The organism is Colwellia sp. KS18-150 (assembly GCF_057551365.1).
The window spans coordinates 399,566-412,959 of sequence record NZ_BAAJMC010000001.1; the positions used below are offsets into that span (position 1 = coordinate 399,566).

Genomic DNA, 13,394 nt, shown 5'->3' on the forward strand with positions numbered 1-13,394 from the left:
CAGCAATCATTGCTGGTTTTTTTGATGAGGAATTAAGGTTTTAGCTAATGAGGTAAAGCTGCAACATTTTGCCCTGAAAGTTGTGCAGGCATTTGTTGTCCTAGTTCGGCTTGTGCTGCCGCAGGGCTAAGTGCTCCTGTCGTTCTTGGTCTCGCTTTTACTAACGGCGCAGGAATGACTTTACCTTTTACTTTCGGCAAGGGTGAGCGATTACCTAGCAATCTTGAATTGATACAAGCACGTATCTCATCTAAGGTATAGTTCGCTTTTACCTTGATACGTAAGTGTGGAATAGCTGCAGCTTCAAGGGCACCACTAACAAACCAATCTTTTTTGATTTTATAGCCTGTTCCTTGCGTATCTACTAAATCAATCGCACCCAATAACTTCATTGAGCTGCGATCACAAATAACAAAATCTAAATACTTACCTTCAGCATTTGTGGCAGCACTTTGGCTGGCGCGATTAGAAACACCATTTCGAATAGTGACTATATCGGCTAGCTTAACTCGGTTGAGAATACGGTATTTATTTCCCATTGCCTGTTCAACTAGGTTTTGAAAGTTTTTTTCAGCTGGAGTAAATACAGCAGACTTGCTGTCAAAAGGAAAAGGAAAACTGTTGTCATTTAAACGACTTGCTAAGACACCCACAATGACAATTAGGCTGATTAAAGCAAATAAAATAAGTTCCATAAACATCTCCGGCAATTCAAATTCTTGACGCTTTACTCAATATGTTGAGTAAAGCGACGACTTAATAGGGATTAAGCAGAATTTGTGCCAAAGAATAAAAGCTCTGTAGTGCAGCGGTTATTCTGACGCTATTTTGTCAGATGACAATATAGCCTAGGCGGGATATTTTTCTTCTAGTGCTTGGTATAGCTGCTGTTGAAAGTCATCGGCACTAGCATCAAGAGAGGTCACTAAATTAGCCAATACTTCGTTATCTTCTTCACCGTTCCAAATTTTGATATAACTACCATCTTTGTAGCCATGATCTTGACGGAAAAAGTTTAAGGTGTTTTTTCCAACATATTGACGAAATAATTCGTTCAGATCCATGCTCATTAAAGACATGCAATCAGCCAATGCTTTAGCGTCAAAAGCTTTATGCGTTACTGCGCTCGATGCTAAATTTTCAAGGGCAATTTTAAAGTCATCTTCGGCTGTGCCTTGATGAAGTTCTTTGGCTAATTCGCGTGAAATTTTCTCGACGCTATCACCTGTCATTAAGCGTAAACTTAAACCAAAGTGAAATATATCGACTAATTCTAATTGTACTTGAGCAATGTCAATCTCTTGATGCTTCCACCATTTCCAACCATGGTGATCAAGCATTTCAGCGCACTCTACCCAAATGGCACGATACCATTCATAACCATTGTCTCGCCAAGTTTCGCTGACTCTACTGTTCATGGCGTCTTGCATGGTTAGCATTTGATTAATTTGCTTTTGTGCAATTGAAAGGGCGGTTGATAATTGTTCGCTCATTGTCTTCTCTGATAATTTAATATGGTCAGGGTTATTTTGCCTAAGCTTAGCTAGTCTGACAAGTGTTTGCTGTCTTTAGATTCGTTTTAACGTGATTTACTCTTTGTTGTAGCCGATTTATATAGAGTCACTACACTTCAATCGCTACGCCTTGGTTAAATCACACTTAATTCGAACGAAAACTGTATCGAAAAGGTTATCATATTAGAATGTTAAGTCTGGCTAAATAACTTCTTTCTCACCATAGCGCGATAATCCTTAGGGGTTGTCGTTAAATTTTTCTTAAAAAGTCGCGTTAAATGGCCTTGGTCTTGATATCCAACCTGATAAGCAATCTCTTGGATGCTTAAGTTACTCGAAGCTAATAAATCTTTGGCTGTCTCTATGCGGAGCTGTTGCCAATACTCGGTGGCCCTTATCCCAGTGGCTAACTTAAAACGTCGACTAAAGGAGCGCTGGCTTAAGCCAAATTGCTCGGCTAATTCAGCTAAACTAATTGCGCTATTGAGGTTTGTACGAAGCCAAAATTGAATTTGGGCAATAAGCTCATCCGCATGGCGGTCAACTGAGCCTTCTAAATAACGTTGTTCTTCATAAGGTTTTCTAATTTCATGGGAGAAATTACGTTCAACATTTTGAGCCGCAGTTCGACCATAAGTTTGACTAATGATATGAACAATAATATCAGCTAATGCGTTTAAACTTGCTGCACAGTAAATACGATCAGATTGGGTAATAAAAAAATCAGGTTTTAATTCTACTTTAGGATAGTCACGGGTAAATTGTTCAACGTAATGCCAGTGTGTGGTCGCACTGTGATTATCAAGCAATCCTGACTCTGCTAAAAAGCAAACCCCAGTACCCACCGCTAATAAAGTTGAGCCTTGTTGCCAACAGTGCTTTAACCAAGCGATTAGCTTGGCATGTTGACGTAATACTGGCCTAGGATTACGCCAAAGGCTAGGCACTAAGATGATATCTGGTACGTACTCTTCGTGGCTAGTTAGATTATCTAAAGTGATATCAGGTAGAAGTTGTATGCCGGCTCGTGAAGTAATGGCTTTATTTTCTTGGCTCACTAAGTGGGTATGCAGCTTTACGGTTGATTTGTCATAACGACGAGCGAAGGCTTCACCTGCTAAGAGCATTTCTAAAGGCAGCGTTAAGCCAGTCGCTAATACATGTTGATAAATGATCAAACTCACCTGTAACGGCTTAGTCTGTGAGCTGTTATTTTTAATTACGGGCATGAACTGTCTAAAATGTCACTCTTTTGGCTATTATGGCATATTTTATGGCCGTTATTGCTAATTATTTTCTTTGCTTTGGTTATAAACTTACTTTATTAAATTTTTTGTTTTAGTTTGATTAGGTTTCACATGACTTCATTACCAGTAGTTATTGGCATGGGGGGGATTAACGCCTCAGGTCGTACTTCATTTCATCAAGGTTTTCGCCGCATTGTTATCGATAAAATTAATGCTCAAGCACGTGAAGAAACTTTTGTTGGCTTAGCGAGCTTAATGAACTTAGTGTCATTTAAAGATGGTCAATTGGTTGATACTCATGGTGATGCTATTGCTCCTAAAGATATTGAGGGCAAACTTGGTCAAGCTATTCTTGATGGTACGTTAATTCGAAAGATTGAAAAAAATCATTTTGATGTCGATGCTACGCATTGGCACCAAAAGATGCATGTTCGTCCTATAGACAAAAATATTTGTTTTGAATTACGTGCTAAAGAATTACCACACCCTTTACCTAATGCATGGCAAGTTACTGAATTAAGTGATGGGCGAGTTAGTGTTGAGATCCCTGAGCATTTAATTATTTCGCATGATGCTTATCGTGATAACCCAATAAAAGCCGCCGGACAAATGCCAACAGGTTTTGAACCAGGCTCATTATATAACAGCCGTTATCAACCACGTGGCTTGCAAGCGACTATTTTTGCTGCAACTGATGCAATTCGCTCAACAGGAATTGAGTGGGATACTATTTTAGAAAAAATCAATCCAGACCAAGTGGGAACTTATTCCGCTTCTGTTGTTGGGCAAATGCAGCAGGAAGGTTTAGGTGGCTTATTGAAAAGCCGCTTAGCTGGCTCTCGTGTTAGTACTAAGCAATTAGCGCTTGGATTAAATACTATGTCCACTGATTTTATTAATGCGTATGTTACCGGCAATGTAGGGACTACTTTTTCATCATCGGGTGCTTGTGCTACTTTCTTATATAACTTGCGCTCGGCAGTGCAAGATATGCAAGCCGGTAGGATTCGTGTTGCCGTGGTAGGAAGTGCCGAAACACCTATCACACCAGAAGTTATCGAAGGCTTTGGTAATATGAGTGCTTTAGCCAATGAAGAAGGGTTAAAGAAGCTTGATAATAGTGACACAGCGAATCACCGCCGTACTTCTCGTCCATTTGGTGAAAACTGTGGCTTTACCATAGGTGAAGGAGCGCAGTTTGTCGTATTAATGGACGATGCTTTAGCGGTAGAGATGGGGGCAAAAGTAATGGCATCCGTCGCGGATGTTTTTGTTAATGCTGACGGTTTTAAAAAATCTATTACCGCGCCGGGCCCAGGTAATTACATTACCATGGCAAAATCGGTTGCATTGGCACAAAGTATTTTAGGCAAAGAAGCTTTGCAAAAGCGTAGCTTTATATTGGCTCATGGCTCAAGCACACCGCAAAACCGTGTTACAGAGTCATTAATATATGATCGAATTGCCGCTAGTTTTGATATCAACAGTTGGCCTGTTGTAGCGCCAAAAGCGTTTGTTGGACACACTATTGGGCCTGCAAGTGGTGATCAAATGGCGATGGCATTAGGTGTCTTTAACGATAATATAATGCCAGGTGTCACAACCATTGATAAAGTCGCAGATGACGTACATAGTGATAGATTACATATCGCTACAGACCACTGGCATTGCCCTGATATGGATATTGCTTTTATTAACTCAAAAGGTTTTGGCGGTAACAATGCTACCGCAGCAGTCTTATCACCGAAAGTGACCTTAGCCATGATTGCTAAGCGTTATAGTGATGAGGTGATGAGTGAATATCAACAGAAATTAGCTAAGATTGAGCAAGCACAAGATGTTTATCGTCAACGTGCTAATCAAGGAGAGTTCGATATCATTTATAAATTTGGTGATGGTTTACTCGATGAATCAGCTATTGATATTAATGATGAGAGTTTAACTTTTGCCGAGTTTAAACATGCGGTGACTCTGCCTACTAAAAACCCGTTTGCGGATATGACCTAGTAGGAACAAGTTAAATCATAATAAAGAAGCAGCTTAGGCTGCTTTTTTATTATCCATAAGTTGGTAAATGGCGCCAGAGAAAGGGAATCGATTATGATTGATTTTACCTTAGAAAATAGCATATGATTTCTATAAGAAATGAAAGCGCTTACATTCGTGCTTGTTATAAATATAATTAAAATAAATAAGCGAGTTAGCATTATGCAGGGTAAAAAAGTAAATTGTATCTGGGCACTAACATGCGTCCTTCTTATCTCTTGTGGCGGCTCAGGCTCAGGAGAAACTAGTAATCAAACCTCAACAGTCGTTGAGGAGACTCCAGCAGTAGAAACCTTGTTAGTAATCCCAAATGTTATTCAAAATACGTTAAATGATGAAATATCAGCTGATGATGCCATTCGCAATATGGCTATCGGTATTAACTTGGGGAATACACTTGATGCTCCGACTGAAGGTGAATGGGCTTTAGCAGCGCAAGAGTATTATATACAAGCGATTAAAGATGCTGGCTTTAAGCATGTACGTATTCCCATTACTTGGGGTAATCATATTGGCAGTGCTGTACCTTATGAAATAGAGGTTGAATTTTTAGATAGGGTCGAGCAAGTAGTAACTTGGGCGTTAGATAGAGAGTTATATGTCATTATTAATGTCCACCATGATGATTGGCTGAAAACTGATTTCGATAATATCAGTACCCGAAATCGATTTGATTCTATTTGGTTGCAAGTGGCTGAGCGATTCAAACATGCATCGGCTAAACTCATTTTTGAAATCTTAAATGAGCCACAAGGGTTAGCATTAGCTGATACCAATACCCTCAACCTGCGCGCATTAGAAATTATTCGTAATCAAACCAGCAATCGTTTAGTGGTTTTTTCTGGCACAGAATGGTCAAATGTCGACAAGTTAGTAGAGGTGGCAATACCCGATCCGCAAGATCAATTTTTAATTGGCAATTTCCATAGTTATGATCCTTGGGAGTTTGCAGGACAATGCCAAGCAGAGTGGGGAAGCGAAGCTGATAAAGCAGCATTAACAGCAATCTACCAAAAAGCTGCTGATTGGTCACAGCTAAATAATATACCAGTGATGGTAAATGAGTTTGGCTCAGCAAAATATGATTTCACACAACCAGAAAACATCTGCCAGCAAGCGCAGCGGGAAGCTTATATATTAGAACATGTAACGAACGCGAGAAGCTTTGGCATTGCAGCTACTTTTTGGGATGATGGCGGCTCATTTAGCACTTATAATCGCGCAGAAAATACTTGGGGCCCAGAAAAGGATATTCTTGTTTCTCAGTAGCTATTATTTTAAAACATCTATACTCAAGTATGGTGTCACTGGATTATTTTGGTAATATGCAGTTAATATTTTTGCTATTTATCTATTAACACTATGACGCCATTGATTTTTTGGGGAGCAATTTTCTTTACCCTAGCACTGATCTTTTACTCTGTCGGCATATGGGATGATTTTAGACATAAAACCCTTAAAAAATGGCATATTGCCATGTTTGGTTTCGGTGTTATTACCGATAGCATTGGTACCTTGTGTATGTACCTCCATGTCGGCCATCTGATTTTTACCGCCCATTCTATTTCAGGGTTTCTTGGTTTATTTTTGATGATTTTCCACTTCTGTTGGGCTTTTTTAGCGATATGGAAAAACGATCTGCCGTTACAAAAGACCTTTCATCGTTTTAGTATTTTGGTGTGGAGCTTTTGGATGATCTCTTATATTTCTGGCTTATATCTTGGGATTTCAAGACTTTAATACCATTCCATCTAAGAAAGTGGTCACTTCTTTAGATGGATTGGTATAATTTATTGTAAACGTTAACCAACATTTGGCGACTCTGTTCTGGGTTGCCACTCCCACCATTGCTGTTCACCATCAGTAGCTTTATCTTTGGCGTTATCAGGCGCTTTTGTTTGATAGATATCCCAAGTCACTAAATAGTCAGGATTGATAATTTTCACCCCTTTTTGACTGGTATGAAACTCGCCTTTAGGGGCATTAAACCAACAAGATAAATTAGTGGGTAAAATAAAGTTAGCGCCATCACCTACTTTAGGACTTGTAGTATCAGCAGTTGCTAACTCTATGGTAATGCCCATTTCTTTATCAACACTAATAACACGCCCTGCGACTATGTTCTGTTTTAATGGTTCGCCTTTTGAAGTGAAGTAACTAAGCCCCACTAAACAAGTTTTATTTAAGGTATCATCGATTGAATTAAGCATGAATTTATCTTTTGAAAATAGAATACTCAGTCATACTAGGTATGACTGAGTATAAAGTGGTTATTATTCTAGTCTATTTCAGTCTAGATAACTAATGTGCTAGAGGCGCAACACCGGTAGCAGGGTTATCTGCTAAACCTGTATCGCGAGCATGCTCTTCAAAACTTTTGTTTTTCCAAAAGAATGCGCCAGGCATGGTGGTTGGAATAACTAAGATATAAAACAAAGCTCTACCTATCATGGCAGTAAAGCAATTTAGCAATGCTAACACTATCCAAGCAACGAATAATGCAGAGTCACTGTAGCCTGCTATCTGTATGGCTAATAAGCCACCGGCAACCACAATGTTTAGTGCTAATAACCAGTTGCGGAAAAGGTAAGTTTTACCAAAGGTAGTACATTGTACATAATGGGCAGCACCACCTTCATTTTCGCTACGGTTTAAATCATGATTGTGGATGACTAAACCAATGGCTTCAATGATTAAGCCTAGGGTAAACGCGCTAGTAAAGACTAATGCTGCTTCTGTAATATCAATACCCATTACTATTAGGGTACTTATTACAATAACACCAGAAACTAAAGCGCCTAATGACAAGCTGTTACCCACAAATGACGTAGCAGTTTGCAAGTGATTCCAAAACGGTCTAGCTTTAATTTGGTAACATTTATTCATATAGAATAAACCTGCCGCACCTGAAACTAAGGCAAAAATTCCTGCGCCAGTGACAAAGCTATCGACAGGAACTCCTGCTACTAAATCTGCGATGTTTAAGTCAATAGATTGTTGGATAAACTCAACCGCCCAGGTATTATTAGGTAGTGCAAATAATGCCGTTAAACCACAACCAGCACTAAACATAGCTAAACCAAAACCTTCACGCGCCATTGGTGAATAACGTAGGTTGTTGAAACCACGATAGAAGCGCATCGGTTTTCCTAAATGCGTGACACTCATTAATAGCGCAAAGCTAGTCATCACTAAAGCGATAACTGAAAGTGGTAAAAACATGTCAGAGCTAACAAAAGTTGTTAACGACTCAATACCAAATAAAGCACCAATAAAAGGAATAGCAAAAGTACCTAATGCCGCTTGCGCAAACAGGGTAAATAAAACCAACGGATTCTCACGAGAATTTAAACGTGAAAAGTTCCAGTGTTTTGCTTTACCTGCTTTTTGATCAATGACAGGTTTATAGTTTCCTTCGCTATCTTTATGGTATTTAACTGGCATGGAGTCAGTACGACTCATTTCATCAGGCATGGTTTTCGTTTGTTGGAAACGAATGTTCGGATGCGTGATTTCAGGTGTAGGAAAGCCAGGTATTTCGGTTTTACATTGTTCACGATTTTCCGGTGTATTTTCAATAACACCAAAATCAAGGGCATTACCAACACAGGCGGAAACACAAGCTGGTTTTAAACCTACCTCAAGACGGTCTACACACATATTACATTTAGATACTTGCCCTTTTACTGGGTCAAGTTGTGGTGCGTTATATGGACATACCCAAGTACAATATCCACAACCAAAACAGGTTTCAGGATCTTGTAATACTGCGCCATATTCAGCATGTTTTGTATATGCTTTGGTAGGGCAACCTTTTAAACATACAGGGTCATCACAATGGTTACACGCCATTGAAATGTTCATTCGTTTGTAATCAGGGTAAGAGCCACCTTCAACATAACCTACAGAGCGGAAAGCTAAATGTGAAGGGTTTTCATTTTTTTCAGAACACGCCGCTTCACAGGCATGACAACCAATACAGTTATCAGCGGTGAAGAAAAATCCATGTTGTTTATTTCGATTTGGGTTACTACCCACTTCAGGGTTTTCGTTGATAAACATAGATCTTTCAGTCGGAAGGCCTGTTAGATCGACTAAATCAATCAGTTGACCATATCTATTTTTATCTTTGATCTCTTGATCCGGCAAGTAAGCATACTTTTGCTCTTGAGTACGTACTTCCCAATGGTTTGAACGACCTTCTTGCTCTTTACCTACCGACATGGTCGATGGATCAAAACTTTGCACGTCTTGTCCGGCGGAGTCTTTTGCTACTTCATTACTCATAATCTTTTCTACCTTATCTGCCGAATTAATATTCGCGACGTTCTACGTTCAAACGTGCCGCTTCTTCTTGATCCACTTTCTCAATGCGTGTTGAACATTGTTTAAAAGCAGGTTGGCGTGAATGAGGGTCTAATAACCCTAAGGTTAAGCGGTTCACACAGTCGTGGAAATGAAATGGTATAAATACCATATTACGTGGTACACGCTGCGTTAGCTGGACAAGCACTACCGCATCACCACGACGACTAGTTAAACGAACATAAGTTTGATGTTCAATGCCTAATTCGGCAGCAGCATCAGGGTTCATTTCCATGTATGGCGTTGGACTAAACTTATTACAGTTACCAATTTTACCGGTTCGAGTACGGGTATGAAAATGTTCTACAACGCGGCCGCTGTTTAACCAGAATGGGTATTCTGCACATGGCTGTTCATTGTTATTAAAGAATTTAATCGGAAGTAAATTTGCTTTACCTGAAGGTGTTTGGAATTTGCCATCAGTATATAAACGAGGATCACCTTTTATACCTTCAGCATCATCTCGATAAGGCCATTGAATACCACGGGCTTTAATGATTTTCTCGTAGCTCATGCCTGATATGTCTAACGTTCTCTCGTTACCATAAGCATTTTTACCTTTCGAAAGTTGTTTCATTTCATTAAAGGCTTCTTCTGGCTCTTCCGGGAATTTGATGATTTGACCGTTATCGAAACGCTTGGCCATTTCATTGAAAATATCAAAGTCAGGCTTTGAATTAGCGTAAGGAGGTAAAACGCGATCAATTAAATTAACACGACGCTCGGTATTAGTATGACAACCTTGTTTTTCAGCCCACACAGATGCCGGGAAGTAAACATGAGAATATTGATTCATTTCAACATCTTCGTACACATCTTGTACCACTAAGAAATCAAGTTTTTCTAGTGCTTTACGAATACGTGGCGTATTGGGCATTGAGGTCATCGGGTTGGTTGCGACTATCCATAAACCTTTTATTTCACCGGTTTCAATGGCTGGGAAAATATCAGTTTCCGCTAAACCACGTTTTTTCGGGAAAAACTCAGGATCGATGCCCCAAAAATCTGCGATTTCTTGACGGTCATCTGCATTTTCTAAATAACGATAACCTGGTAAACCTGAACAAGAAGACCATTCTCGAGTCCCCATCGCGTTACACTGACCGGTAATGGAAAGTGAAGTACCGCCAGGCTTACCTATGTTACCTGTGATCAAGTTAAGATTGTTAATATTGGCAACGCCGTCACTACCATGGGTTGATTGGTTAATGCCCATGGTCCAAATACTCATAGCAGCAGGCGCTTTTGCATAAAGACGTGCTACGGTGCGAATTTTATCTTCGTCAATACCACAAATATGTTGTGCTGATTTAGGATCATAATCTTGTACTAAGGCTTTAACTTCTTCAAAACCTTGAGTGTGGGCATCAATGTAAGCTTGATCTTGTAAGCCTTCATTAATGATAACGTACATCATAGCGTTAATTAACACACAGTCAGTGCCTGGGGTAATTGGCAAATGAATATCAGCAAATTGCGCTAACATAGTAACGCGTGGATCAACGACAATTAATGGAAACTTACGCTTCTCTAACGCTTCTTTTAAGCGCCAGTAAATAATCGGATGCTGCTCGGGTAAGTTTGAGCCAAAAGCCATAAAGCAATGTGTGTGCTCAAAATCATCATAACAACCAGGAGGTCCGTCACTGCCGAAAGAGCGCTTATAACCACTTACGGCTGAAGCCATACAAAGTGTGGTATTGCCGTCATAGTTATTAGTGCCAATACAACCACGAGCTAGTTTACCTAGCGTATAAAATTCTTCAGTAAGCAATTGACCTGTAGAGATAATTGCAAATGAGTCACGGCCATATTTGGCTTGAATTTCTTTTATTTTATCTGCCGTGGTATCAAGGGCATTATCCCAAGTGGTTTTCTCGAATTTTTCAAAATGTTTTTCACGAATCAGAGGATCAGTACCACGGCCAGGACTTTCAAAAAGCTCGTGCTCTAACAAGCCTTTAATACAAAGTTTTCCACGGTTAACATCTGCACCCGCGTGTCCACGAGTAGTTACAACTTTCTTTTCTTCATTCAAACCGATTTCGATGGAACAACCAGTAGAACAATAGTTACAAGTGGTATATTTCCATTCTTTTACCTTCTTACTCGGTATTGAAATCGGTTTTCTATTTTTTCTTCCAAACAACATAGAGGTGCCCTAATCTTAATGTTGATAAATAAGAGAGTCTCTTATTTTTTAATACTTTGCCTATATAAAGCAAAATACAGTCCAATATATTATTTCTTATTTTACAACACGTTAGTTTTTTACTCGTACTATGCGGTGCGCCTTAAAAGCTGTTTCGCTCCATGTTGGTGCGAATGACTTATAAAATTAGTTGTGAACCTATTGATTTTAAGGGTGTCTATTATTTGTTAAAAAAGTGTAATTTAAGCAGTTTTAGGTGATTTTGTGATAGATGGATTTACCATAGAAAAGGGGATAGTCGCCCCAGAAAATTATAAAAATGAACCGAAGGAAAATCGTTCATTTAAAAAGCTTTACATCACTATTGCTCTCTCCCTTTTCGTGCATGTTATATTATTTTGTCTGCTGTTTTTAATTTCTGATAAGCAAGCTATTAAAACGGTTGCTATTGAACCTAAGGCGATCAAAAGCTATGTGTATAAAATGCCAAGTAAGGCTAAAGCGCCAACTATCGTAGCTGAGATAAAACCAGAAGAAATTAAGCCTGTAGAGCCGCAAAAAATCAACATTGAAGAAAAACCAGTAGCGGTAAAACAAGTACCTGATCAGCTAGTTATTAGTAAGAAAGAGTTACCTAAAAAATCTTTGGTGAATACCCCTCAACCTACGGAGCAAAGCAAAGTGGTTAATGAGGTTACTGCTATCGCTAAGCAAGAAAGTTCGAAACCAAAAACTGCCGTTAAAGCAACATTTTCAGCATATAAACAACTCAACAATTTACGCAGCTCAATCAACGAGAAAATTATCGCTGAAGAGTTTTCTCAACTTCAACAATTTAGATCGCCTTCCGTGATGCATGGAGAGCAAATCCCGGTACCACATTCAGAGTTACAATTGACGCCTGAGCAAGAAAAAGAACAGCGAACCACACGATCCTCTGACAGTATTTCCATCACAAAATATGACAATGGACTTTGTACCATTGAGAGAAAACAGTTTTTAGGCAGTCCTATTGAAGGCTCAAGTTCGGGGTTTGCTTGCGGGGAAAGTAAATTTGATAAGAATTTTCGTGAACACATGAAGAAGGTGCAAGAAAAGATTATGCCTAAAAGGTGATAATCTTTTCTTATGATTGTTATTTAGTTTGCTACTTATCACTAGGCGTAAGTGATGTGATTAGAAAGATTAAGATAATGATTTTTTTAAAGCGTCTTTTTTAACCACTAGGGTAATATCATAAGCTAAACTTTTTCTTAACCTTAACAACCAGCCTTCTACTTTTTCATTATCAATTTTGCATTTACCTGAACATCCTTGACGATCAACAGAAAGTAATTGAATACGAACCGTTTTATTTTCTATCACAAGGGCTGTTTTAATATTGTAAGTTTTATGCAAAATAGTGGCATTAAATTGTTGATTTTCATCTCTCGATAATGACCAACGATTACGTTGAACAGACTTTCTAAATACTTTTTCAAATTGGCTTTCAACAAGGTAACCATAAAATGGAATCGGTTTTTTATAGGCACCTAGCTCATAAGAAAAGCTGGTAAATGAAATAAAACTAATAAGAAATACTGCGAATAATTTTTTCATAATGATTCCTATAATTTTCCAACTTGAAAAGCGATGCTACGACGTAGGTTTTTGATATAGTTGTAGTAACCACGAGAGTTTTTATAACAAATATCCTCAACCAGATTTTTACAAACAAAATCACCATAGGCATCATGATACTTAAGCTGTATTAAGTTATCGCTATACTCAATTCTCATAATGTTAGTATCACCTCGATAATCGAAACGAGTTAGAATATAACCTTCTCCTTCGCCTTCAAAAGTCCATTTATAGCCTTTAGTCGTCACCATACCTTCTAAAATAGCGTATCTAATACTAGCTATATTATCAGCAATAACAGGGATCTCTTGATGGACAGCTTTTATCCATTTATTTGAAGAGTGCGGCTTTATCTTACTGTTGATTGTTAAAGTACCAGGCTCGGCAAAAATGGATAGTGAGGTAAAACATAGGAAACTACAAACTAAACGGGGTATGTTCAACATTTAT

The 13,394-nt window shown here is 38.8% G+C and carries 12 protein-coding genes; 4 read left to right on the forward strand and 8 right to left on the reverse strand.

What is annotated here, in order from left to right:
• Positions 1 to 44: 44 nt before the first annotated feature.
• From AC27IF_RS01905 to AC27IF_RS01915, 3 genes are all read right to left on the reverse strand, one after another.
• Entirely contained in the window at positions 45 to 695 is a 651-nt protein-coding gene (locus AC27IF_RS01905) for a DUF2726 domain-containing protein (RefSeq protein ID WP_487051627.1), read from the reverse strand.
• Positions 696 to 848: 153 nt separating this feature from the next.
• Positions 849 to 1,493: a dUTP diphosphatase gene (locus AC27IF_RS01910; RefSeq protein WP_487051629.1), complete on the reverse strand. Its 645-nt coding sequence runs from the start codon at positions 1,491 to 1,493 to the stop codon at positions 849 to 851.
• A gap of 212 nt (positions 1,494 to 1,705) precedes the next feature.
• Entirely contained in the window at positions 1,706 to 2,743 is a 1,038-nt protein-coding gene (locus AC27IF_RS01915; protein ID WP_487051631.1) for a GlxA family transcriptional regulator, read from the reverse strand.
• Positions 2,744 to 2,872: 129 nt separating this feature from the next.
• On the opposite strand from AC27IF_RS01915, the gene AC27IF_RS01920 reads away from it, so the two are divergent.
• From AC27IF_RS01920 to AC27IF_RS01930, 3 genes are all read left to right on the forward strand, one after another.
• Complete coding sequence (locus AC27IF_RS01920; protein WP_487051633.1) at positions 2,873 to 4,768, forward strand: beta-ketoacyl synthase; 1,896 nt, start codon at positions 2,873 to 2,875, stop codon at positions 4,766 to 4,768.
• A gap of 201 nt (positions 4,769 to 4,969) precedes the next feature.
• Positions 4,970 to 6,076, forward strand: a complete 1,107-nt coding sequence (locus AC27IF_RS01925) for a glycoside hydrolase family 5 protein (protein ID WP_487051635.1) — start codon at positions 4,970 to 4,972, stop codon at positions 6,074 to 6,076.
• A gap of 93 nt (positions 6,077 to 6,169) precedes the next feature.
• A complete protein-coding gene (locus AC27IF_RS01930; protein ID WP_487051637.1) occupies positions 6,170 to 6,547 on the forward strand; it encodes an HsmA family protein in 378 nt (125 codons plus the stop codon).
• 62 nt (positions 6,548 to 6,609) lie between these two features.
• Here AC27IF_RS01930 and AC27IF_RS01935 read toward each other — a convergent pair whose 3' ends face one another.
• The 3 genes from AC27IF_RS01935 to AC27IF_RS01945 form a co-directional block, all read right to left on the reverse strand.
• A complete protein-coding gene (locus tag AC27IF_RS01935; protein WP_487051639.1) occupies positions 6,610 to 7,017 on the reverse strand; it encodes a hypothetical protein in 408 nt (135 codons plus the stop codon).
• 91 nt (positions 7,018 to 7,108) lie between these two features.
• Complete coding sequence (locus AC27IF_RS01940) at positions 7,109 to 9,031, reverse strand: DmsC/YnfH family molybdoenzyme membrane anchor subunit (RefSeq protein WP_487052209.1); 1,923 nt, start codon at positions 9,029 to 9,031, stop codon at positions 7,109 to 7,111.
• Positions 9,032 to 9,119: 88 nt separating this feature from the next.
• Positions 9,120 to 11,324 carry a molybdopterin oxidoreductase family protein gene (locus AC27IF_RS01945; RefSeq protein WP_487051641.1) on the reverse strand — a complete coding sequence of 735 codons (2,205 nt, stop codon included), beginning with the start codon at positions 11,322 to 11,324 and terminating at the stop codon, positions 9,120 to 9,122.
• A gap of 264 nt (positions 11,325 to 11,588) precedes the next feature.
• Between AC27IF_RS01945 and AC27IF_RS01950 the strand changes: the two genes are divergently transcribed.
• Complete coding sequence (locus AC27IF_RS01950) at positions 11,589 to 12,440, forward strand: hypothetical protein (protein WP_487051643.1); 852 nt, start codon at positions 11,589 to 11,591, stop codon at positions 12,438 to 12,440.
• A 69-nt stretch (positions 12,441 to 12,509) separates the two neighbouring features.
• Here the strand turns inward: AC27IF_RS01950 and AC27IF_RS01955 are convergent, their stop codons facing one another.
• Both AC27IF_RS01955 and AC27IF_RS01960 read right to left on the reverse strand, forming a co-directional pair.
• Positions 12,510 to 12,923: a hypothetical protein gene (locus AC27IF_RS01955; RefSeq protein WP_487051645.1), complete on the reverse strand. Its 414-nt coding sequence runs from the start codon at positions 12,921 to 12,923 to the stop codon at positions 12,510 to 12,512.
• An 8-nt stretch (positions 12,924 to 12,931) separates the two neighbouring features.
• On the reverse strand, positions 12,932 to 13,390 hold the full coding sequence (locus tag AC27IF_RS01960) for a hypothetical protein (RefSeq protein ID WP_487051647.1): 459 nt from the start codon (positions 13,388 to 13,390) through the stop codon (positions 12,932 to 12,934).
• Positions 13,391 to 13,394: the final 4 nt, after the last annotated feature.

What these genes read in the sequence shown, in the direction of transcription:
- AC27IF_RS01940 (WP_487052209.1), bottom strand. Translation starts at nt 9,031, where the DNA reads ATGTCGGTAGGTAAAGAGCAAGAAGGTCGTTCAAACCATTGGGAAGTA.
- AC27IF_RS01960 (WP_487051647.1), bottom strand. Translation starts at nt 13,390, where the DNA reads ATGTTGAACATACCCCGTTTAGTTTGTAGTTTCCTATGTTTTACCTCA.
- AC27IF_RS01925 (WP_487051635.1), top strand. Translation starts at nt 4,970, where the DNA reads ATGCAGGGTAAAAAAGTAAATTGTATCTGGGCACTAACATGCGTCCTT.
- AC27IF_RS01910 (WP_487051629.1), bottom strand. Translation starts at nt 1,493, where the DNA reads ATGAGCGAACAATTATCAACCGCCCTTTCAATTGCACAAAAGCAAATT.
- AC27IF_RS01905 (WP_487051627.1), bottom strand. Translation starts at nt 695, where the DNA reads ATGGAACTTATTTTATTTGCTTTAATCAGCCTAATTGTCATTGTGGGT.
- AC27IF_RS01955 (WP_487051645.1), bottom strand. Translation starts at nt 12,923, where the DNA reads ATGAAAAAATTATTCGCAGTATTTCTTATTAGTTTTATTTCATTTACC.
- AC27IF_RS01945 (WP_487051641.1), bottom strand. Translation starts at nt 11,324, where the DNA reads ATGTTGTTTGGAAGAAAAAATAGAAAACCGATTTCAATACCGAGTAAG.
- AC27IF_RS01915 (WP_487051631.1), bottom strand. Translation starts at nt 2,743, where the DNA reads ATGCCCGTAATTAAAAATAACAGCTCACAGACTAAGCCGTTACAGGTG.
- AC27IF_RS01935 (WP_487051639.1), bottom strand. Translation starts at nt 7,017, where the DNA reads ATGCTTAATTCAATCGATGATACCTTAAATAAAACTTGTTTAGTGGGG.
- AC27IF_RS01930 (WP_487051637.1), top strand. Translation starts at nt 6,170, where the DNA reads ATGACGCCATTGATTTTTTGGGGAGCAATTTTCTTTACCCTAGCACTG.
- AC27IF_RS01920 (WP_487051633.1), top strand. Translation starts at nt 2,873, where the DNA reads ATGACTTCATTACCAGTAGTTATTGGCATGGGGGGGATTAACGCCTCA.